A 21,886-nucleotide genomic window follows, 5' to 3' on the forward strand; every position below is an offset into this window, starting at 1 on the left:
CATCCATGACCTGTGTAATATAATGATAAACGAAATTGCAAGAAGCATCAATTTCATTTTTTGAGAAGTGCCCGAAAATAAAATAACTAAATATAATAGAATAACAAGACTAAAACCAATGTATCCAAATTTAAAAATAAGACCTCGGTAATCAGAAAGAACTCCAAAATTTTCAAGATATTTCACCCCTTTTCCAAATAAAGACTCATCTGTCCTTACATATTGTCTATAAGCCACAAGCGCTTGCTTTCCAGCTCTATCATCTAATAACTCGGTTAATCCTCCTCCATTATCTGATGATTCTAAATTTCGTCCCACCAATAAATATAATAATTGTTCTTGTACAACGGTACTTATACTTACAGTGAGTAGGCTAATGCTCATTGCAATAAGGGAATATGTTAAAAAACTTTTTAAGTTAAATGCATAATAGTTGTGGTAGGCAAATAATAACGCAAAGAAAAAAATAATACTTGGAGAGAAAGTTAGTAATGATGCTATTATGAATATGTTGTTTATTCTATTGAAAAAAAATTTTTCTAAAATCATCGTAAATCCTATATAAATCGCAAAATGACCAGGCTCTAAAAATGGTCCACAAACTCTCATAATAGTGAATGATCCCAAATCATATACAGTGTTTGTTGAAGAAACTACCACTCCATAAAGACGATAATAAGCATTCAACGACTTCATTACTAATGAAAAGGCGTCAATTTTATAATAAGGCAGTTCAATACCAATTAGAGTTATAAAAAAAATGATGACAGAAACGTAACAAAAGAAAATTAAAGCTTTTCTAAACTTGACAAAGACTTTAAAAAGTAAATTTGATGGATAAAAAAAAATCCCTAACATCAAACTAAAATGAATAAGTTTTCCAATATTAGATTCGGGTAAAATAAATTTGGTAGTTATATATAAAGTAAAAATTAACCCTAAAAAAAAAAACATCAAGCGCTTAATTGTTATAACTATCAAGCCACTACTAGCTAAATAAAATAACGCAAGAAATGATGACCCTAATAAACAAATGTTTATATAAAGAGGAGAAATAACCCACATAATGAATGGGTTAAGAATAACAAACAATATAAGAACGTTAAGATTTACAACGTAATTATTCAAAGATTTTGTTTCTTTCATTAAAACTCTAGGTATGGATCGCCTTTAAGAAAATCTTTTTTAGCTTTTGTTCCAATTATTGTAGTCATTATTTTTGGGTGTGCACCATGTCCAGGTCGCAATGATCTTATGTTTTCTTTTGTTAACGCCTCACCCTTCTTAATATCCTTTGTTACAAAAAGTGATCTTCTCTTAAGTTTGCTTTCCTCACTAACCTCATAAGACACACTACCTAATGCTCTTTCAACATTTCTGATTGAATCTACCATGTCTTTAAATTCCTGAGGTTCCATAGAAAAAGACGAGTCAGCACCTCCTAAAGATCGATCTAAAATAAAATGTTTCTCAACCACTGTCGCTCCCAAGCTAACTGCTGCTATAGGAACTAAAGAGCCCATAGTATGATCTGACAGACCCACATCAACTCCAAAGCGTTCTTTCATATCCAATATAGTACTAAGATTTGCATCTTCAATTTTTGCAGGGTATTGTGAGGTACATTTTAAAATAGTGATATCATTATTTCCAACGGAGCGACAAGTTTCTATAGCTAATTTAATATCCTCAACATCTGCAACGCCAGTTGACATTATAATAGGTTTGCCCATTGATGCTGTATACTTTATAAGTCCTATATCCGTAATTTCAAATGATGCAATCTTATAAATAGGGACATTCAATTTTTCCAAAAAGTCTACTCCTTCTAAGTCAAAAGGTGAACTAAAGAAATCTAGTCCTAATTCGTGTGCGCGAGATTGTAAATCCTTATGCCATTCATAAGGTAATGATGCTTTTTTATATAGGTCATATGGCCTAATACCTTTCCAAAGACCAGTTTTTTTTGGTCCAAAATATTCATTGTCTACGTCTAGAGCTAGCGAGTCTGCGGTATACGTCTGAACCTTGACCGCATCAGCACCCGTTTTTGCAATTGCATCAATAGTTTTTAAAGCTAAATTGATATCGTTATTATGATTTGCAGAAAGCTCTGCAATGATATAAGTTTTTTTATTATTCATTAGAATATTAATTATAGTACAACGCTAAATCTTTAAGGGACTTCAACAAGCTCCAATTGGACTTGTAGTCAAAAGTAGTTGTCAATTTATTTGAATTCATCCTAACACCTTTTGTGTTTTTAAAATTTGGCTTAGGAAATAAAACAGGTTCTGGGTTTTTAAAAATTAAATTTATTGCTAGAGCGATTTCTTTTAAACTATATATATAATTAAATCCTAAATTATATATACCACCAACTTTAGGATAGTTTAAGGCATTCACAATAAATTTAGACACATCCTTAACATATACATATTCTATTGTAGAACTTCCATCCCCAAAAATAGTAAGTGGTTCTTTATTAATAGCTTTATTTACAAATTGTTCAAATATTACCGTCTCTCGATCACCATATCCGTATAACCTAGCTAATCTGAGTGTCAATACTTCAACGTCTGAGTTATCTCTAAAATACTCAGCATATATATCACACATATATTTGCTAAGTCCATAGATTGTTTTAGGAGGATGCTTACAATTTTCTTCAGTATTCAAAACATCAACTTCTGAATAAACACTTATTGTTGAAGTCTGTATTACCTTTTTGATATCATTCTGTTTAGCAGCTAATAGTACATTTTGAAAAAGCTCAATATTATTAAAGTCAGTAATTCTAAACTTATCAGTATTACGTTGCATTATTTCCGATGCCAAATGAATAATCGTATCAAATCCTTTAAATTCACTAAGCAAAGATGCCAAACTATAATCAGATTCAGCAAAAGTATAATTTGCCGAAGACGACAACCCAATTAACTTATTTTTAGATCTGCCTATGGCTTTGACTGTATGCCCAGTATGCGATAGTTCATTTAAAACATACCTGCCAAGAAATCCGCTCGCTCCTGTAACTATAATATTCATTAGTGACCTTATTTCTTTCTAACAGAATAACCAACAACTTCTAATTTACCATTAATAGGTGTAATATTATCTCCTTCGCTATATCTAAACTCAGAAAACTCAAGGTTGGAACGCTTTTCTAATTTTTCTTTAGAAAATTTCTCAACAGTAGGTAGATGATAAAATTCAAGAATACTTCTACCTTTTACAATCTCATTTTTTTGTAAATCGATTTTGTTATTTAGGCATAAATCTATAACTAACTTTCTCAAATCTAGATTTCTATGAATTTTGATTAATCTCCAAATATGACATCCATCTAATCTTGGAGCAATTTCTATAATTTTTGGTACTCCATTTGATAATTTCATTTGTACATATAGTACAGCATCTTTAATTTCTAGTAAATTAACAATTTCCTTAATATACTTTTTGGATATAGTAATTTGTTGTTCATCTACGTACTCAGGAGGTATCGCATGTCCTTTTGGAAGACCGAAATAATTATTGTCAAAAACTATTCTATCTGAGATCTCATTAACAAGAATTTCTCCATTTTGAACAATTACATTACTTGAAAACTCTTCTCCATCTAAAAATTCTTCTATAATAGCTCTCTTAGAAATTGAAATTTCTATTGCTTTTTCGACTGCTAATTTGAGATCTTCAGGATTGTTAATTAAAACCACTCCCCTTTGGCCTTGAGAATCTACTGGTTTTACAACGCATGGAAAAATCGTCCAATCTAAATTATCTGGATTGTCAATTTTTTTAAAAACTACATTTCCAATATTATTTGAATTCAAAAAATCTCTAAAAAGATTTTTGTTGTTAAATAAATCAAGGATTTCAGAATTTAATAACCTAGGCAAACCTAAATCTTCAGAAACTTTAGTAGCTGCTGTAATAGCAATATCTGATGAAATTGAATAAACTAAATCAGCTTTAATATTAACTGCTAGATCCTTAACTTCTTCTAAATTAACGATATTTACTAAGTGAAAATAATCTGCTAAATCGCAACCTGGACCAACTCTTTGATTACTACAAGCGTGAGTTTCCCAACCTATTGAATTTAGGTATGTTATTAAATCTGCTTGTCCAGCATTTGTTCCTAATATGAGCGCTATTTTTTTCATAATTTTTTACCTTCAATAATATTTTTTGTTCTATAAGCTCCCAAACCATCAACTGTATTGTAACAATTTTTAGACAAACTTTGTAATAGATTAGAATTATTTACTACTTCTTTTAGAATAACACAAAATTTCTTCCTATCAAATTGAAAATCTGCACCTATTGATAGCGCACATTCATTATTAATCCAGCCTTCTGCATTTATTATCTGATTTGATACAAATGGCACTAATAGCATTGGTAAGCCTAAACAAGCAGCCTCATAACTAATCATTCCTGGAGCTATAATACAAAGATCGCTTGAAGCCATGCAATTAGCTAATTCTTTTTGCTTAATTAAACATCCATCATAAAAGCTATCTAGGATTTTCAAAATTTCCTTTTTGTCTGGATTATTTTCATTGATAGCAACCCTTACTCTAATCTTAGTGAATTCACTCGTTGCTAATGACTTCAAAATTTGCAAGCTAAGTCCATGATCATTTCCACCTCCAAAACAAATCACTATTTTATTAACTTGTGTTCTAATTTCCGTTGATTCCCGAAGTTTGACTATCTCTTTTTTTACAATACTATATTTTGGTCCAAGGAGAAGCGTAGTCGAATCATTCTTTTTTAAAGTATTATAAACTTGTGGTGTAGCTCCTAGACTACCATGCAGAACAAAGTTTGCATAGAGGTATATTTTAGCGTGGGAATCAAATTGAAGCCATTTAATTTTAAAATCGATAAGCTTTTTCTGAAAAGCTACCGTAATATCATAATGATCTAATACCAGAAATAGATTTGAATACAAATCATAACTCAATATTAAATCAATTTCTTCTTGATCTGTCTTATTTTCTGAAAATAATAAGTACTCTCCTTCAAAATTATTTTCTAAAAAAAAATTATCTACTATTATATTATAATCGGTTTTTACTAAGAAAATAATCGGCACATCTTCTTGAAACTCTTGAGAAAGTGTTAGACATCTTGAAAGATGTCCAAGACCATATGTCATTCCCGCGTTGCAGCGTATAATTACTTTACTGAATTTTTCCATAAAGTAATTGATATTTTAATTCAGCCATGATCCAATCTTCATTTGTATCTATATCCTGAGCTGCAAATTCATCAATTACAAAAGCAAACTTATTGTTTCCGATTAATCCTTTATCAAAATTCATCCAATAAAACATTCCGGCATCAAAATAGGATGTTTCCAAATCTTGCGATCTTGTTCTACTAAATTGTGGGTGCATGTAAGATACTTGACCATTTACATCTAATTTTAAACTACGTTGGATAGGATAACTGTAAGGTACAATTGGCTTAACCGAGTCTGCATCCGTTTCAATTAAAAACTTTAAACCTCTTTGAAGCAACTCTGGCGAAATTAATGGTGCTGTAGGTAATAAACAACAAATATTTTCAAATCTAGTGTTTTTGTCTAAGTAAATATCTTTAACCTCCTCAATTACGTCTGACAGAGTAGCGAAGTCATTTGCGTTTTTTTTGCTTCTCAGAACAGGAACTTCAGCTCCAAATGATTTAGCAATTTGCATAATTTCGTCGTCGTCTGTCGAAACCATTACCTTAGAAAAGGAATTACTTTTCAAAGCCGCCTCAATACTATATGCTATAATAGGTTTTCCTAAAAAATTTCGAATATTCTTTCTAGGTATTCGTTTACTACCACCTCTCGCTGGAATAATACAAAGATTATTATTAAACATAAAATTCTTTAATTTTATGAACAACATATTCTTGTTCCTCTGCAGATAAAGTAGGGTACATAGGTAAACTAATGCATTGTTTATAGTACGCCTCAGCCTTGGGATGATCACCTTCCTGATGTCCAAGATCTCTATAGTATGGCATTAAATGACAAGGTATGTAATGTATCTGAGCAAAAACACCCTGCTCTCTCAAGTAATTATAAAGACCTAATCTATCATCTACCTCAATAATATACAGATGATATGCATGGCCCTCAATAACTCCAGATTGGCTCTTTATAAATTTTTCACTTTTAAAGGCTTCATAATATTTATTTGCTATCGCACGACGTTTTTGAATACCTTCATCTGCTCTTTTTAGTTGGCTATTACCTAGTGCAGCTTGAAAATCAGTAATACGGTAATTGTAACCCAATTCTTGCATCTCCATATACCACGCTGGATACGTTTCTACATCTTTAGAAGCCGCTGCAAAACTTGGATGGTTAGTATATAACCCGTCATTTTTGACAATACCATGAGTTCTCAATGCTAATAGCTTCTTGTATAAAGCTTCATTGTTCGTTGTAATCATTCCACCTTCTCCAGAAGCAATATGTTTTACAGGGTGAAAAGAAAATATGGCTAAATCTGCATAATTACCATTACCACATTGTTGCTTGATCCCCGTACTATCCAAAAAATACCCGCCAGGTGAATGACATGAATCCTCTATTATCCATAAATCAAATTCATCTGCAAGAGCGCGAAACATCTCTAAATTCACAGCACGACCAGCAAAATCTACAGGTATTATACCTACGTAATTACCGTCTGGATCATTTTCTAAAATTGCTCGCACACTATTTATATCTAGTAAATAAGTTTCTGGGTCTATATCTCCAAAAACTACTTCACCTCCACAGTAACGCACACAGTTTGCAGATGCAGCAAAGGTTATGGGAGTGGTAATTACCTTCTGTCCAGATTCAACGCCTAAAGCTAGAGCATTAAGATGTAATGCGGCAGTGCCATTAGAAACTGCAACTGCATATTTTGACCCGACGTATTGAGCAAAGTTCATTTCAAATTCTAAAATTCTTGGCCCTTGAGTGAGATAGTCCGCTTGTAAAGCTTCAACTACAGAATCTATATCTTCTTGAGTAATAAACTGTTTTCCGTAAGGAATTGTATACGACATAATTTATACTTTAAAATCTGGATCAACGTGCTCGACTATTAACGACCTTAAGTTTTCTATAGTTTCCCAATCTTCATTCTCACCACTATTATATTTGAAACCATCCGGAACTCTCTTTGCTGAAAATTTATTAATAAATTCATCAAGCTTCCATCTATGAGTAGCTGGGAGAATTGTATAATACTTACCTAAATCGTACGTATAAAAAGAATCAGAACTAGTAATCATCTCTTCGTGTATTTTCTCTCCCGGTCTTATACCTATAACAGGTTTTTCACATTCCGGACCAATAGCCTCTGCGATATCCAAGATTCTATAACTTGGTATTTTAGGCACAAAAATCTCTCCCCCCCAAGCGTGTTCTAGTGCATGCATTACCATATCAACCCCACCTTGTAATGATATATTAAAACGTGTCATGTCCTCCACTGTAATAGGTAAAACACCTTCCGACCTCTTCTTTAGAAAAAATGGTATTACAGAACCGTTAGACCCCATCACATTACCGTATCGTACAACGCTAAACTTTATTGGGTTCCAACCTGTAATATTGTTTGCTGCTACGAATAGCTTATCAGAAGCGAGTTTTGTTGCTCCGTACAAATTGACAGGCGCAGCTGCTTTATCAGTTGAAAGAGCTACAACTCTTGAAACCTCTGTCTCTAAACAAGCATTAATTAAATTCTCTGCACCAAGTATATTAGTTTTAACACACTCCATAGGGTTGTATTCAGCGATAGGAACGTGCTTCATAGCAGCTGCGTGAATAACATAGTCAATACCCTTTAAAGCCCTCTTTACTCTTTCATAATCTCTAATGTCACCTATGAAAAATCTTAGCTGAGGATATTCCGAAGGTGGATACTCTTGAGCCATTTCAAATTGCTTTTGTTCATCTCTTGAAAAAACAACAAGGCGAGTCACCTCGGGATATCTATTAAAAATATGCTTTACTAAAGCTTTTCCTAAAGACCCAGTACCTCCAGTAATTAAAATTGACTTATTATTCAACATTTTTTTTTGATTTTTTAAATTTAATTGATAAAACTTCTTTCCAATATACTTTGATTATTAAAGACATCGAACCCAAAATTACGCCCAAAATAATAAAACCTATTAAAATAGCACCACGACTAGGTCCAGTCTTTTTATTTACAATGACAGGAGATTTTAATACCGTGAATATCGGTGTATCTTTTTCTACTTGTAATTTCTGGGCTTCGACTTGTTTTGAAACTTCGTTGTAAACATTATAAGCTAACGAATATTCTGAATTCAATTTTTGCAAAGTAACTTTACTTTGCTCAGTATTAATGAAACGATTTGAATCTTTATACAAAGCAAGCTTTCTCTGAATGTTCTCAAAATTTAACTTCTTAGATTCCAAACGCTCTTCTAAAAAACTCAATTCGGTTTCAGCTTTGGTAATATTCATTGAAATAACTCTTTTTTCAAGAATTTCAACGCAAGTCCTATTCAAATAAGCAGAGGCCTTGCCTTCAGGCATCGTTGCCGTTATTTCAACATATCCTTCCTTCGCATTTACAGTGATATTAGTATTTTCAATGAAGATTTCGATAATATCTTTTTCTACATCACTTAAATTAAGCACATTACCATCAGATGAAATTTCAATCTCTTGATCAGAATCTGCTGACTTAAAAAAACCAATTATCTTTCCCGGAAGACCAATGGTGTACATCTTAACTATACTGAGAACTGAAGGTTTATAATAATCCTTGTAATACTCAAAATAGGAGATTTCCTTACCGTAAGTTTCAAAAGCTATTGGTGTATTGATGACTTCCCTTTGAAAACTTAAGCTTTCGAATATCTGTGGGTATAGTATAGGTGAAACATTCTGCGTATCGCTAGAACTTGATAAATCGATACCCGCTAAACTTGCTAAACCTCCTAAACCACCTTTTAAAGAAGAACTGTTAGATTGAGGTACTATTACAGAATTCGTGGTGTAGTAATTTTTTGAGAAAAAAGCAATAAAAACAGCAAAAACAAAAAACACAAAGAGAAATTTGAATAAAAATTTTCTTTTATCAAAAAGCAATCCAATAAGCTCCGTTAATTTTATGTTGTCCTCGTTAAAATATCTTTTAGTCATAACTCTAGTTTGCTAATCGATCAATAATTATCGCCAAGGTTCCCAAGCCTGTAGTGATACTAATAGCCTCTTGAGTTGATAGACCATCTCTTATAGTGTCAATTTTCTTTGGCACAAGAATTAGAGACCCCGGAATTACTTTTGGATACATTCTGAAAAATAAAAATCTTTTTGTAGCCAATACTGTGCCATTAGGATGAACAACGTATACTTTACTCTTTTTTGCTTTTTCTGAAAAACCACCTCCATTATAAATATAATCTTTCGTTCTTAACTTCTTAGAATATGGAATCAATGAAGGTGACATAACTTCACCTACAACTTCTACAGTTTGCTTCTTTGACGGTATCAAAAGTCTATCACCCTCTCTTAAAATAAGATCATAACGTTCGTCTTTTTCAACAATAGCTTTTTTCAAGTCAATACCTATTCTATATTCATTTTCAACGTTTTTTATAGTAGTTCCTTCTTCAAGATTTCCTTGAATTAAATCTAAAGCTCCATCAACTTGTTTTTTATCATTTTCTACTTTTTTCCTAATAATGGTACCTCCTTCTAAGAAAGCATATGGTGACAATCCTCCAGATCTAGCAACAAGACTACTTATGCGCTCGTTTTTATTTAATATAGAATAAGCACCAGGTCTAGAAACCTCTCCATTTACATAAACACTCTTTAATTCCTGATACCCTTTCAAAGTTCTCACTTCGACTTTATCATTTGGTTGTAAATAAAAATTTGCACCAGTTTTAAGTATCAAATCACTAGTACTCTCCCAAGTGTAATTTATACTCAGTGTTTTAAACTCACCATCATCAAGTTGTCTAGAAACATTAATCACATTTGGATCTGCCTCTCTAGCAAAGCCACCAGCTATTGCAATTAAATCTGTAACTCTCATTTTATCAACAAAAGGTATACTTTTAGGATTATTTACAGCTCCCCTGATACTTAATACTGAACTTGATCTCAAATTCGATTTAAAAAAAACTTTTATGCTATCTTCTTTTTTTAAAAGAAATTTCGAAGACTCAACCAAAGAATCCTCTAAATTAAAAGAATAGACATCCCTTAAAGCTTGTGAATTTTCTCTAAAAAGCAACACTTTTTTCAAAGATGACTTTTCATTGAAACCTTCCGCTCTATTAATTAAGTCACCCAATTTCATTCCATCCTTTAACTCATATGCGCCAGGTAAATTAACAGCACCAGTTATAATAACACGATTATTATACAATTCGGTTATTTTCTGTACACTGAGAATATCCCCAGAAAAAAGACTTGAGTTAAAATCAACTTCTGATATATCCACTATTTTTCTACCTATACCATCTATTCTATCAATGGTATGGACATTTTTATAGGCCAGTGGAGTATAGCCACCAGCAAACGCAATAACATCTTTTATAGATTCACCTTGAGTAATTTCAAATATTGCTGGATTTTTCACCTCACCCTTTACTGTAACTCTACTCTCAAATGATGGAACAATAATTACATCTCCTTCTTTTAAAATTAAATTTCCCTCAGAATTTCCTTTGAAAATAAAATCATAAACATCTAAAACACCAATAATTCGCCCTTCCCTAGTCACTTTTATCTTGCGCAAACTACCATTTAAAGTAGGTCCGCCTGAAGCATACAATGCATTCATCACCCTACTTAAACCAGCCAGTGTATATGTTCCAGGAACTTTCACATCTCCAATTACATTGATTTGAATATTTCTTACTTTTGATATATTAATATCTAAAAATATTTTTGAAGGACTATTAACAGGAGCGTAAAGTCCTGCAAAAACATTGCGTAATCTTGACTTTATTTTGCCCTCAACATCTACTAAGGAATATCCACTTACAAAAATTTTACCCACACCAGGGAGTTGGATATTACCGTCTTGCCCAACTGTGTATATTGATGATCTTTCTGCAGCACCCCATAAATCTATTGTAATTTCATCTCCTGTACTTATGACATAATCTTTAGTTGCTGTCACGTTATAATTAGGCTCAAAAGAAATAGAAGGATTTGAGAAAAAGCTATATCCAAAATAACGATCATCAAGAGAGTTTACGTCATCTTTTTTCAAACTCGATACAGTTAACCCATAATTGCTATCAACTGTTTTGTCTTTTGGTACATCGGACGTTCCGGCTTCATCAAGACTAGAATTCATTACAGGAAGCCCTAGAATACGATTATTTAATTTTAAAATCTCACTTTCGGACACACCCTGCAATCTTGCCAAATTTGCAAGTTCCTGAAGTGTATACCCCTCACCTTTAGCTCTATCCCAGTAAGATGCGATTTGACTATCTGACAGATCATCTATATTAACTGATGAAATCTGAGATAAACTCAAGGTCTGTTCCTGAGAAAAACAAACACTAAATGAAAACATAAGAACTATTAAAAGTAACCTTCCTAAATTATCTTTCATCTTACTTACCTTTACCAATAACATATATTTCAAATCCAATATTTTTCATTTTATTTGTAGCAAATATAGCTCTTCCATCAAAAAGAAAAGCAGGCTTTTGCATCTGATTGTAAATTTGTTGCCAGTCATAATTAACAAACTCATCCCATTCTGTCATAATAGCAATGGCGTGCGCATTATCACAGGCTTCCATAGGGTCGTTAACTACTGTAACCAAAGCTCTATTTTCAGCTTCAGAACGCGTATTTAAATAATCGAGATCTGCTAGAATCTGTTCCTCAGAAACCTTTGGGTCATATATAACTACCTCTGCTTGTTCATTGAGCAGATAATCTGCCACATAAATGGCTGCCGATTCTCGCGTATCATTAGTATCCTTTTTAAATGCCCAACCTAATAATGTAATCTTCTTACCAGAAACGGTGTTAAACAGCGTCTTTACTATCTTTTCTGCAAATCGTCTTTTTTGGTGGTCATTCATAATAATAACCTGCTCCCAGTAATCTGCCACCTCATTAAGTCCATATGACTTTGCAATATAAACGAGGTTTAAGATATCTTTTTGAAAACAAGATCCGCCAAAACCAACGGAAGCCTTTAAAAACTTTGGCCCTATCCTCGAGTCTGTACCAATTGCTCTGGCAACTTCTTGAACATCTGCTCCAGTAACTTCACAAAGCTCAGACATCGCGTTAATAGAAGAAACGCGTTGTGCAAGAAAGGCGTTTGCTGTAAGCTTAGAAAGCTCTGAGGACCATACATTTGTTCTTAGGATACGCTCTTCTGGAATCCAATTTGAATAAATGTCTGCAAGAGCTTCGGTAGCCTTTTGACCACCAGGAGTATTTTCTCCCCCTATAAGTACACGATCTGCATTGAGTAAATCTTGAATTGCAGTACCCTCGGCTAGAAATTCTGGGTTTGATAAAATATCAAAGCGTACACCTTTACCTGTATTGTGAAGTATATTCTGTAATGCTTCGGCAGTACGTACAGGTAGCGTAGATTTTTCTACTACAATTTTATCTGTAGTCGCTACTCTGGCAATCTGGCGAGCACATAATTCTATGTACTTTAGATCTGCTGCCATCCCTTTACCTACTCCATACGTTTTAGTAGGTGTATTTACGGATATAAAAATAAGCTCTGCTTCATCTATCGCCTTATCTACTTCTGTAGAAAAAAATAGATTTCTACCTCTAGCTTCTTTTACAACTTCAGCTAGGCCTGGTTCATAAATGGGTAGGTTACTTACATCTTCATCATTCCAAGCTGCGATGCGCTTCTCATTAAGGTCAACTACAGTAACTTTTATATCCGGACATTTTAACGCAATTACAGACATTGTAGGTCCTCCTACATAGCCTGCTCCAATGCAACAAATGTTTTTTATGCTCATATTTTTCAAATTATTGGCAAATCGCAAATATAGCAGTTTGCACACTAATGACAGGAAAATCTTACGCTTTCGCGAAAGCGTACTAATCCTTATAATAAATTTTATACCATTTTACAAAGGCCGCTATCCCATCTTCGACACTTACAGATGGTTGATACTTATAATGTTCACGCATAGCCTTTACACTTGCCCAAGTCTGGTTTACATCACCATCTTGCATAGGAAGCATTTCTTTTTTTGCTTTTTTTCCAAGTTCCAGCTCTAAGGCTTCTATAAAGTCTAATAGCTTTACAGGCTTGCTATTACCTATGTTTAAAATCGTATTTCCGGGTTGTACTTCATTTTGTATTACAGCCGTAACACCGGCTATAATATCTGATATATATGTAAAATCACGTGAGAGATCACCCGCGTTAAAAACCTTAATAGGTTTATTATTTATTATCGCATCTGTAAATAAAAACATTGCCATATCTGGTCTTCCCCAAGGGCCATACACTGTAAAAAAACGTAAACCAACAGCATTTATACCGAATAGATGCGCATAGGTATGCGCCATTAACTCATTAGATTTTTTTGTAGCGGCATAGATACTTATGGGCTCGTCTACAGGCTGTTTTTCTGTAAATGGAACATCTATACTATTGCCGTATACGCTAGAACTACTTGCGTAAACAAGCCTTTTTACATCGTTATTACGACAGCATTCTAATATATTTAAAAAGCCTACAACATTTGTATCTATATATACCTCTGGGTTTTCAATAGAATATCTCACACCCGCTTGAGCCGCAAGATTACATACGAGGTCGAAAGACTCTTTTTTAAAAAGCTCAGGCAACGCTTCCCTATCCTCAAGATTCATACGCACAAATTGCAGTGCTTTATGCTTGTGGCTTGCCACTGTCAAATTCCAGACTGATGCTTCTGCTTTTGATATACCTAACTGAGATAATCTATCATACTTGAGATTAGGGTCGTAATAATCGTTAACATTATCAAGAGCCAATACAGTATGCCCTTCCTTGAGCAATTGCTCACAAAGATGATACCCAATAAAACCAGCCCCACCTGTAACAAGAATTTTCATAAACAGTATTAATAAGCTTCAAAGTTAGGACTAAATAAGGACTTCTTATTATATGTTAATTTCTGGGTTGTTCCTGCAATAAAAACAGTAATTCCAGCGGTCTCACATATAGCATCACCAGCAGCCGTATCCCACTCCATACAAGGAGCAAATCTAGGGTATCTATCTGCATTTCCTTCTGCAAGTAGACAGAATTTAAGCGCACTACCCGCAGGAAGTAAGCTTACCGAATTGGTATTTTTTTTTAAATCCTCTATATACGCTACTGTTTGCTCATTGAGGTGAGAGCGACTTGTCACTACTCGTATCTCTTTTTGTGATTTTAACTTATTTGTGAAAATTATATGCTTATCATCCACTACTTGATTCCACCCCATCTCTATTGTAGGATTTGATATTTTATAGCTTTTGCCTAGTGAGCTTCCACCTAAATATAGTGTATCAGACACCGGAATATAGATAATACCAAAAACTGGCCTAGCTCCTATTATCAATGCAATGTTTACAGTAAATTCTCCATTGCGATTTATAAACTCTTTGGTGCCGTCTAGTGGATCTACGAGCCAAAAGATGTCCCAAGTACTTCTTTCTTCATAAGGAATTTCGGCGGCTTCTTCACTTAAAACAGGAATGTTTGTAGCGCTTAGCTCCTTGCAGATTACCTCGTGGGCACGAGTATCTGCAACTGTAAGGGGTGAATCATCACTTTTAAGAATGCTATCAAATGCTGTCGCATACACCTCTCTAATTACATCACCAGCTTGAAGCGCAGCTTTGACAGCGATACTTTTAAATTGATCACTTATCATAATTTAACCAGCATTTTCTCAAGACTTTTTTCCCAAGGCACGTTCTCAATCCCTAAAAGGTTGATGATTTTAGAACTTTCTAATTTACTATTTTTTGGGCGCGTGGCCTTTGTTACAAAGCGGTCGCTAGACACAGGCAAAACGTTTATACTCATTTTCTTGTAGCTGAATACCGCTTTCGCGAAAGCGTACCACGTAGTGACACCCTCATTTGTATAATGATATACGCCTGCATTCTGTATAGTAAGCACGTTTGACAACTTTAAAATAATAGAAGCTAGATTATTTGCCCACGTAGGAGAACCATATTGATCGTTTACAACCGAAATCTCGTCTTTCTCATTACCTAATCGTAACATAGTCTTCACAAAATTACTTCTGTAAACACTGTAGACCCAGGATGTTCTTATAATAGCGTAGTCAAGAAGCCCTGAAGTAATTATGGCCTGCTCACCAGCAAGTTTAGACTTGCCATAAACCGTTGTTGGATTTGGAATATCTTCCTCTGTATATTCTTCTGTTTTTTCTCCGTCAAAGACATAATCTGTAGAGATGTGAATGAGTTTGATTCCATTATCCTTACAAGCTTGAGCTAGATTCTTTACGCCTATTTCATTTACTAGGAAAGCTTTCTCTTTATCCTCTTCGGCGGCATCTACAGCGGTGTATGCGGCTGTGTTTATTATAACATCTGGTTGATGTAAATCAAGTGCTTTCTCAATAGAAGATGTTGATGTGATATCCAACTTAGATTTTGACAGATGTATACTCGTAACATTCTCAAAAGTAGCTTCTTCCTCCTTTATGGCTTGTGCCAGCTGACCACCACCACCTGTAATGAGTAATCGTATATTTAGCGAAAGCGTACTCATTAAAACAGGTTAGAAGGTAAATCTGAAAGCATCGTATTTTCCTTATCTTTCTCTGAAAGGATGACATCCTGCTTATCTAATAACCAATCGATTTGCAATGATGGATCGTTATATGCCAGACCAAGCTCACTCTCTTTATTATAGTAGTTATCGCATTTATAAATAAACGTTGCGGTATCGCTAAGTGTTACAAAACCGTGTGCCATCCCTTTTGGAACGAAAAGTTGTTTTTTATTTTCTGCACTGAGACGTATGCTGTAAGCTTTCTTATAGGTAGGTTCGTTTTTTCTTAAATCAACAACTACATCAAGTACCTCACCTACTACAACCCGTACGAGCTTAGATTGTGCAAACTCCCCTATTTGAAAATGAAGCCCACGCAAGACGCCATATGTAGACTGCGACTGATTATCTTGAACAAACTCTGGCTCAAAACCTGCAAAGCTTTGAAATGCCTTTGCATTAAAGGATTCATAAAAATAACCTCGATCATCTTCAAACACCTTAGGAGTGCATATAATTAAATCTTTGAATGCTGTTTTTTGAAATTCCACTATAGTGTATTTATGTATTGTGCATATGCCCCTTTACCATATCTTGAAGCACCTGCCTTAAGAGCTTCGTATGATATCCAATTCATCTTGTAAGCAATCTCCTCAAGACAAGCTATCATTGTGCTTTGATTACGTTGTAAAACTCTTATAAATTCTGTCGCATCATCTAGCGCATCTACTGTACCTGTATCAAACCAAGACATCCCTCTACTCATAACACCTACAGTAAGCTTTTTACGAAGTAAATATTCTTGATTTATTGCTGTAATCTCAAGCTCACCCCTATGAGAGGGCTTAATTTCTTTTGCAATAGCAACTACATCATTATCGTAAAAATAAATACCTGGTACGGCGTAGTTAGATTGTGGGCTCTCTGGTTTTTCTTCGATACTCGTGACATTCATATCCTTATCAAAAGCGACAACTCCAAAACGCTCTGGGTCACGAACAGGATATGCAAATATGGCACCTCCATCTACTGTGACTTTGCTTTGTAATAGCTTACTGAGACCATTCCCATAAAAAATATTATCACCTAATACAAGAGCTACTTTATCATTCCCAATAAAGGATTCTCCTATAATAAAGGCTTCTGCAAGTCCGTTGGGATGTTCTTGCACCTCATAAGAAAAAGAGCACCCAAGTCCTGATCCATCACCTAATAATCTTTTAAAAAGATGATTATCTTCTGGCGTTGTGATAATAAGAATCTCACGTATACCAGCAAGCATAAGTACTGATATAGGGTAATATATCATAGGCTTATCATACACAGGTAGCAATTGCTTGCTTACAGCAATGGTAAGTGGTGACAGTCTAGTTCCAGATCCTCCAGCAAGTACAATACCTTTCATTAAGTATACATTTTATTGTAATATTCTTGATATGCTCCAGAAGTGACATTCTCTAGCCAAGAGCTATTGGCAAGATACCAATCTATTGTGAGTTCTAGTCCTTCCTCAAAAGTAACAGATGGTTTCCACCCCAGTTCTTTTTCAATTTTTGAGGCATCTATCGCATATCGCTTGTCGTGACCTGGTCTGTCTTTTATAAAGGTAATAAGAGATTGAGAGGTATTACGCTTTCGCGAAAGCTTCTCATCCATCTTATCACATAATAACTTTACGAGATCAATATTTTTCCATTCATTAACCCCACCTATATTGTAGGTCTCGCCTAGTTTTCCCTCTTTAAATATACTTGCTATAGCGCTTGCGTGATCTTTTACAAATAACCAATCTCTTGTATAGTTGCCGTCACCGTAAACAGGAAGCGCCTTGTTTAAAATAATATTATTTATAAATAGAGGAACCAGTTTTTCTGGAAACTGATTAGGTCCATAATTGTTAGAGCAATTACTAATGATATATGGCAAACCATAGGTTTCTCCATAAGCTCTTACAAAATGATCTGAGCTTGCCTTAGATGCAGCATAGGGTGAGTTTGGGGCGTATGATGTAGTCTCTGTAAACAAGCCTGTCTCACCAAGTGTACCATACACCTCGTCTGTACTTATATGGTAGAAAAGCTTGTTATCAAGATTATCTTTCCATATTTCCTTAGCTGCATTGAGCAAGTTTAATGTTCCAATAACGTTAGTCTGCACAAAAGCTAGAGGATTTTTAATACTTCTATCTACGTGAGACTCTGCTGCTAGGTGTATTACCTTATCAAATTGATATTTGGAAAATAAGGTCATCAAAAAGGGGGCTTCATTGATGTCCCCTTTTATAAATGTATAATTGCTAGACGCTTCTACATCAGCCAGGTTCTCTAGGTTACCTGCATATGTAAGTGCATCAAGATTGTAAATATGACTCTCTGGAAAAACTTCTAGAAATAGCCTCACTACGTGAGAACCTATAAAACCTGCTCCTCCTGTTATTAATATATTCATCTATAATCTACCGTCTACATTACCTTTTATTGTTCCCTTTACATCATAAATAATAGATGCATCTTTTCTCAATAATGAAAAATCTATTTTTTGAAATTTATCGTGTGAAACCGCTTGAATAATTGCATCAAATTTCTGATTAGGCAATTCAGTCATTACGTCAATTCCAAATTCTTTAAAAACTTCTTCATTATTTACCCAAGGATCAAATGTTGTCAAATTTACGCCATACTCCATTAAATTCTTATGAATATCAACAACTCTTGAGTTGCGGACATCAGGACAATTTTCTTTAAAAGTAATTCCTAATACAAGAATTTCAGAACCTTTAACCGGAATATCATTTTTAAGTAATAGCTTTATTACTTGACTAGCCACGTATGCCCCCATACTGTCATTGAGGCGTCTACCTGCCAAAATAATTTCAGGATTATACCCTAAATCTAGTGCTTTTTCAGCAAGATAATATGGATCCACACCAATGCAGTGCCCACCTACCAAGCCAGGCTTGAAAGGAAGAAAATTCCATTTTGTTCCTGCCGCTTCGAGTACATCTTGAGTATCTATATCCATAAGATTAAAAATCTTAGCAAGCTCATTTACAAAAGCTATATTGATATCTCTTTGAGAATTTTCAATGACTTTTGCTGCCTCTGCCACTTTAATTGAAGGTGCTAGGTGCGTTCCTGCGGTTATTACAGAAGCATATAAATCATCCACCTTCCTACCTATTTCAAGTGTGCTTCCAGATGTAACTTTTAAAATTTTATCTACCGTATGCAATTTATCTCCTGGATTAATTCTTTCTGGAGAATAACCAGCAAAAAAGTCTTTATTAAATATTAATCCACTATGTTTTTCTAAAATAGGAACACACTCCTCCTCTGTTACTCCAGGATATACCGTACTCTCATAAATGACTATATCATTTTTCTTTAGTACAGCTCCAATAGCAGCACTACTGTCATAAAGAGGCTTGAGGACTGGCTTCTTGTGAACATCTATTGGAGTAGGCACCGTAACAATGTAAACGTTACAATCTGCAATATCATTTAAGATACTTGAGCACTTAAGTCCGTTAGTTTTTAAAGTTGATTGCAAAACACTTTTCAGATGACTACTTTGAACTTCTAAGGTAGTATCAATACCTGAATTAATTTCTTCTACTCGCTTGTTGTTAATATCATAACCTACAACATTATATTTTGATGCAAACAAACAAGCTAAAGGCAGACCAACATACCCTAGTCCAATTACTCCTATTTTAATATTTTCCATTATATATAGACCTCCAAAGGCTTACAAGCCCTCATTTTTATAAATTGCAGAATAAGCAATTTAATCAAATATCTAGTATTAGACTAGATTATCATAATACCATTTTACAGCCTCTACCAAACCTTGACGTACGCTGTATTCTGGATTATATCCTAATAATTTTTTTGCCTTACTTATATCTGCAAGAGAATGAGGGACATCACCTACTCTATTGGGACCGAAAATCACTGCAATATTACTTATTGAAGAATCAAAAAATGATAATTCTTTTTTCAAAATTTTAATTAATTCCATTAGATCAATGCGTTCACCATAAGCTACATTATAGACTGTATTTAAGGCTTCCTTATTTTTAGAAAGCATCGCCCTAATATTCATTTCTATTACATTATCTATATATGTAAAATCTCTAGAATAACTCCCATCCCCATTTATAACTGGTGATTCTTGATTCATCAAAAGTTTTGTAAACTTAGGTATCACAGCCGCATAAGCGCCATTTGAATCTTGTTTTCTACCAAAAACATTAAAATATCTAAGCCCTATACAATCTATCCCATAGGTTTTATGAAATACATCTGCATACAACTCATTTACATATTTTGTGATGGCATAAGGAGACAATGGTTTCCCTATAATATCTTCTTGCTTTGGCAATCCTTGAGAGTCTCCGTAAGTTGAAGAACTTGCCGCATACACAAAACGCTTTACACCTTTATCTTTAGATGCAATGAGCATATTCAAAAATCCACCTACATTGACTTCATTACTCGTTGCAGGATCTTTTATTGATCTTGGTACAGATCCTAATGCAGCCTGATGCAATACATAGTCACTCTGAGACACTGCCTTTTTACAAGTTTCCATATCCCTTATATCACCTTCTATAAAAGTAAACTTTGAATGATCTATGATAGCATCTAGATTATGTTTATGCCCCGTTGCAAGGTTATCGAGACAAGTTACAATTGCTCCATTATTAATAAGAACCTCACAGATATTAGAACCTATAAAACCAGCTCCTCCTGTCACTAAAATCATTTTACCTTCAAGCTCATTCTTCAGGTCTAAATCCATTATTTTTTTAATCCAAATATAAAGTATTTTCTATGCAGTCAGAACATTGTTTTTTTATAACAATCTTAGCATATCGGGTTAAACTTATCCCAAACCAACTCTCAAATAACCCTCAGACCTCTAAGCCTTTGTAATTTTATATAAAAACCAAAGAACTATGAATTATTTAAACTTAGACACAAAAAAAACTAAAGAGACAGTTACAGAGCTCAACATACTTTTATCTGACTATCACGTATACTACCAAAAACTTCGCAATTTTCACTGGAATGTTTCTGGTGAGAACTTTTTTGACTTACACGAGCAGTTTGAACAACTTTATGATGATGCCAAGATTAAAATCGATGAGATTGCAGAGCGTATCCTAACATTGCGTTTTGCACCGGTAAGTAATCTCTCAGATTATCTTGAAGCATCTAGCATCAAAGAGTCAAAATCTGATCTGTCTGACAGAGATATGGTAGACACGATACTTGGAGATCACGGGAAAATTCTCAAGCAACTAAGCGCTGTTGTAAAAAAAGCAGACGACGCTGGTGACGAAGGTACCATAGACCTTATAGGGGCCTACATACGTGAACTAGAAAAAACAAGCTGGATGCTGGACGCCTGGAGAAAGAAAACAGCAGGCACTTACAAAGAAGCTTAAATCCTAATCACTCTTACAAATAAAAAATGCCTCAATACTTTAAATAGTATTGAGGCATTTTATTTAAGTACTTATAAACTTTCTACTCATCTGGAGTAAAACTATATTCTGGCACCTTACCTACAGCTCCCTTAAAGAACTCGTGAATAAGTGCAAGGTCTTCATCTATATTACCTGATGGATATAATGGCTTAGATATACGTTGCTCCTTTTTACCAAAATCAAAAGCAACCATTATAATAGGCACCTCTGCTGCAAGAGCAATGTAATAAAACCCTGTTTTAAGCTTATCAACTTTTTTACGTGTCCCCTCTGGGGCTATTGTGAGTCTAAACTCCTCCTTATCCTTAAAAACATTTGCGATAGATTGTACTTTATCTTGACCTGGTGTACGGTCTATAGGCGCACCTCCCATTGCTTTAAAAATAGGCCCCATTGGCCATTTAAAAAGCTCCTTCTTACCGATGAAGCCTATCTTAACATCAAGCATAGTACGAAGTACAATACCCATATAAAAATCGTGCCAGCTGGTGTGGGGCACAGCGATTACCACAGCCTTCTTTACTGTGTCTTGAGAAAAGTCACCTATTACCTTCCAGCCTAAAATATTTTTATATATAAACTTTGCAAGTCCCAT

General features: G+C 34.3%; 21 protein-coding genes. 1 reads left to right on the forward strand and 20 read right to left on the reverse strand.

Going from position 1 to position 21,886, the window contains the following annotated elements:
- The 19 genes from D017_RS15380 to D017_RS13240 all read right to left on the reverse strand — a co-directional run.
- The coding region (locus D017_RS15380) for a hypothetical protein (protein WP_035337077.1) at positions 1–1,146 on the reverse strand (1,146 nt) is incomplete at its 3' end.
- Entirely contained in the window at positions 1,146–2,144 is a 999-nt protein-coding gene (gene pseI / locus D017_RS13155) for a pseudaminic acid synthase (protein ID WP_035337079.1), read from the reverse strand. The genes pseI and D017_RS15380, both read right to left, overlap by 1 nt.
- 7 nt (positions 2,145–2,151) lie before the next feature.
- Positions 2,152–3,048 (reverse strand): NAD(P)-dependent oxidoreductase, encoded by an 897-nt coding sequence (locus D017_RS13160; protein WP_035337081.1) that lies wholly within the window; start codon positions 3,046–3,048, stop codon positions 2,152–2,154.
- A gap of 8 nt (positions 3,049–3,056) precedes the next feature.
- The gene (locus tag D017_RS13165) at positions 3,057–4,166 is read right to left on the reverse strand and encodes an ATP-grasp domain-containing protein (protein ID WP_035337083.1); all 1,110 of its coding nucleotides are present in this window, start codon (positions 4,164–4,166) and stop codon (positions 3,057–3,059) included.
- Entirely contained in the window at positions 4,163–5,209 is a 1,047-nt protein-coding gene (gene pseG / locus D017_RS13170; RefSeq protein WP_035337086.1) for a UDP-2,4-diacetamido-2,4,6-trideoxy-beta-L-altropyranose hydrolase, read from the reverse strand. Before pseG ends, D017_RS13165 begins: the two co-directional genes overlap by 4 nt.
- Positions 5,193–5,882 carry a pseudaminic acid cytidylyltransferase gene (pseF, locus tag D017_RS13175; protein WP_035338286.1) on the reverse strand — a complete coding sequence of 230 codons (690 nt, stop codon included), beginning with the start codon at positions 5,880–5,882 and terminating at the stop codon, positions 5,193–5,195. The genes pseG and pseF overlap by 17 nt, the downstream gene beginning before the upstream one ends.
- Entirely contained in the window at positions 5,875–7,065 is a 1,191-nt protein-coding gene (gene pseC, locus D017_RS13180) for a UDP-4-amino-4,6-dideoxy-N-acetyl-beta-L-altrosamine transaminase (protein WP_035337088.1), read from the reverse strand. The genes pseF and pseC overlap by 8 nt, the downstream gene beginning before the upstream one ends.
- 3 nt (positions 7,066–7,068) lie before the next feature.
- Entirely contained in the window at positions 7,069–8,079 is a 1,011-nt protein-coding gene (gene pseB, locus D017_RS13185) for a UDP-N-acetylglucosamine 4,6-dehydratase (inverting) (RefSeq protein ID WP_035337091.1), read from the reverse strand.
- Positions 8,069–9,184, reverse strand: a complete 1,116-nt coding sequence (locus D017_RS13190; protein WP_035337093.1) for a Wzz/FepE/Etk N-terminal domain-containing protein — start codon at positions 9,182–9,184, stop codon at positions 8,069–8,071. The genes pseB and D017_RS13190 overlap by 11 nt, the downstream gene beginning before the upstream one ends.
- 4 nt (positions 9,185–9,188) lie before the next feature.
- Entirely contained in the window at positions 9,189–11,624 is a 2,436-nt protein-coding gene (locus tag D017_RS13195; RefSeq protein ID WP_160164974.1) for an SLBB domain-containing protein, read from the reverse strand.
- Position 11,625: 1 nt separating this feature from the next.
- On the reverse strand, positions 11,626–13,023 hold the full coding sequence (locus D017_RS13200; RefSeq protein ID WP_035337099.1) for a UDP-glucose 6-dehydrogenase: 1,398 nt from the start codon (positions 13,021–13,023) through the stop codon (positions 11,626–11,628).
- 82 nt (positions 13,024–13,105) lie between these two features.
- Complete coding sequence (locus D017_RS13205; RefSeq protein ID WP_035337101.1) at positions 13,106–14,113, reverse strand: NAD-dependent epimerase/dehydratase family protein; 1,008 nt, start codon at positions 14,111–14,113, stop codon at positions 13,106–13,108.
- 8 nt (positions 14,114–14,121) lie between these two features.
- Positions 14,122–14,922 carry a 3'(2'),5'-bisphosphate nucleotidase CysQ gene (gene cysQ / locus D017_RS13210; protein WP_035337104.1) on the reverse strand — a complete coding sequence of 267 codons (801 nt, stop codon included), beginning with the start codon at positions 14,920–14,922 and terminating at the stop codon, positions 14,122–14,124.
- On the reverse strand, positions 14,919–15,794 hold the full coding sequence (gene rfbD, locus D017_RS13215) for a dTDP-4-dehydrorhamnose reductase (RefSeq protein ID WP_035337106.1): 876 nt from the start codon (positions 15,792–15,794) through the stop codon (positions 14,919–14,921). Before rfbD ends, cysQ begins: the two co-directional genes overlap by 4 nt.
- Positions 15,794–16,348, reverse strand: a complete 555-nt coding sequence (gene rfbC, locus D017_RS13220; protein WP_035337108.1) for a dTDP-4-dehydrorhamnose 3,5-epimerase — start codon at positions 16,346–16,348, stop codon at positions 15,794–15,796. The genes rfbD and rfbC overlap by 1 nt, the downstream gene beginning before the upstream one ends.
- On the reverse strand, positions 16,348–17,202 hold the full coding sequence (gene rfbA, locus D017_RS13225) for a glucose-1-phosphate thymidylyltransferase RfbA (protein ID WP_035337110.1): 855 nt from the start codon (positions 17,200–17,202) through the stop codon (positions 16,348–16,350). Before rfbA ends, rfbC begins: the two co-directional genes overlap by 1 nt.
- Complete coding sequence (gene rfbB / locus D017_RS13230; RefSeq protein WP_035337112.1) at positions 17,202–18,245, reverse strand: dTDP-glucose 4,6-dehydratase; 1,044 nt, start codon at positions 18,243–18,245, stop codon at positions 17,202–17,204. Before rfbB ends, rfbA begins: the two co-directional genes overlap by 1 nt.
- The gene (locus D017_RS13235) at positions 18,246–19,523 is read right to left on the reverse strand and encodes a nucleotide sugar dehydrogenase (RefSeq protein ID WP_035337114.1); all 1,278 of its coding nucleotides are present in this window, start codon (positions 19,521–19,523) and stop codon (positions 18,246–18,248) included. It lies immediately after the preceding gene.
- Between the two features lie 78 nt (positions 19,524–19,601).
- Entirely contained in the window at positions 19,602–20,600 is a 999-nt protein-coding gene (locus D017_RS13240) for an SDR family oxidoreductase (RefSeq protein ID WP_035337115.1), read from the reverse strand.
- A 157-nt stretch (positions 20,601–20,757) separates the two neighbouring features.
- Here D017_RS13240 and D017_RS13245 point away from each other — a divergent pair, with 157 nt between their 5' ends.
- Positions 20,758–21,249 (forward strand): DNA starvation/stationary phase protection protein, encoded by a 492-nt coding sequence (locus tag D017_RS13245; protein ID WP_021779185.1) that lies wholly within the window; start codon positions 20,758–20,760, stop codon positions 21,247–21,249.
- 82 nt (positions 21,250–21,331) lie between these two features.
- Here D017_RS13245 and D017_RS13250 read toward each other — a convergent pair whose 3' ends face one another.
- Positions 21,332–21,886, reverse strand: a complete 555-nt coding sequence (locus tag D017_RS13250) for a 1-acyl-sn-glycerol-3-phosphate acyltransferase (RefSeq protein ID WP_035337117.1) — start codon at positions 21,884–21,886, stop codon at positions 21,332–21,334.

The organism is Dokdonia sp. PRO95 (assembly GCF_000355805.1).
Classification (GTDB): Bacteria; Bacteroidota; Bacteroidia; order Flavobacteriales; family Flavobacteriaceae; genus Dokdonia.

Excerpts from the sequence above, each read along its gene's own strand:
- cysQ (WP_035337104.1), bottom strand. The coding sequence starts at position 14,922 with ATGATAAGTGATCAATTTAAAAGTATCGCTGTCAAAGCTGCGCTTCAA.
- rfbD (WP_035337106.1), bottom strand. The coding sequence starts at position 15,794 with ATGAGTACGCTTTCGCTAAATATACGATTACTCATTACAGGTGGTGGT.
- D017_RS13160 (WP_035337081.1), bottom strand. The coding sequence starts at position 3,048 with ATGAATATTATAGTTACAGGAGCGAGCGGATTTCTTGGCAGGTATGTT.
- D017_RS13245 (WP_021779185.1), top strand. The coding sequence starts at position 20,758 with ATGAATTATTTAAACTTAGACACAAAAAAAACTAAAGAGACAGTTACA.
- pseC (WP_035337088.1), bottom strand. The coding sequence starts at position 7,065 with ATGTCGTATACAATTCCTTACGGAAAACAGTTTATTACTCAAGAAGAT.
- D017_RS13235 (WP_035337114.1), bottom strand. The coding sequence starts at position 19,523 with ATGGAAAATATTAAAATAGGAGTAATTGGACTAGGGTATGTTGGTCTG.
- D017_RS13250 (WP_035337117.1), bottom strand. The coding sequence starts at position 21,886 with ATGGGACTTGCAAAGTTTATATATAAAAATATTTTAGGCTGGAAGGTA.
- D017_RS13190 (WP_035337093.1), bottom strand. The coding sequence starts at position 9,184 with ATGACTAAAAGATATTTTAACGAGGACAACATAAAATTAACGGAGCTT.
- D017_RS13165 (WP_035337083.1), bottom strand. The coding sequence starts at position 4,166 with ATGAAAAAAATAGCGCTCATATTAGGAACAAATGCTGGACAAGCAGAT.
- pseG (WP_035337086.1), bottom strand. The coding sequence starts at position 5,209 with ATGGAAAAATTCAGTAAAGTAATTATACGCTGCAACGCGGGAATGACA.
- pseI (WP_035337079.1), bottom strand. The coding sequence starts at position 2,144 with ATGAATAATAAAAAAACTTATATCATTGCAGAGCTTTCTGCAAATCAT.
- pseB (WP_035337091.1), bottom strand. The coding sequence starts at position 8,079 with ATGTTGAATAATAAGTCAATTTTAATTACTGGAGGTACTGGGTCTTTA.
- D017_RS13205 (WP_035337101.1), bottom strand. The coding sequence starts at position 14,113 with ATGAAAATTCTTGTTACAGGTGGGGCTGGTTTTATTGGGTATCATCTT.
- D017_RS13200 (WP_035337099.1), bottom strand. The coding sequence starts at position 13,023 with ATGAGCATAAAAAACATTTGTTGCATTGGAGCAGGCTATGTAGGAGGA.
- D017_RS13240 (WP_035337115.1), bottom strand. The coding sequence starts at position 20,600 with ATGGATTTAGACCTGAAGAATGAGCTTGAAGGTAAAATGATTTTAGTG.
- rfbB (WP_035337112.1), bottom strand. The coding sequence starts at position 18,245 with ATGAATATATTAATAACAGGAGGAGCAGGTTTTATAGGTTCTCACGTA.
- rfbA (WP_035337110.1), bottom strand. The coding sequence starts at position 17,202 with ATGAAAGGTATTGTACTTGCTGGAGGATCTGGAACTAGACTGTCACCA.
- pseF (WP_035338286.1), bottom strand. The coding sequence starts at position 5,882 with ATGTTTAATAATAATCTTTGTATTATTCCAGCGAGAGGTGGTAGTAAA.
- D017_RS13195 (WP_160164974.1), bottom strand. The coding sequence starts at position 11,624 with ATGAAAGATAATTTAGGAAGGTTACTTTTAATAGTTCTTATGTTTTCA.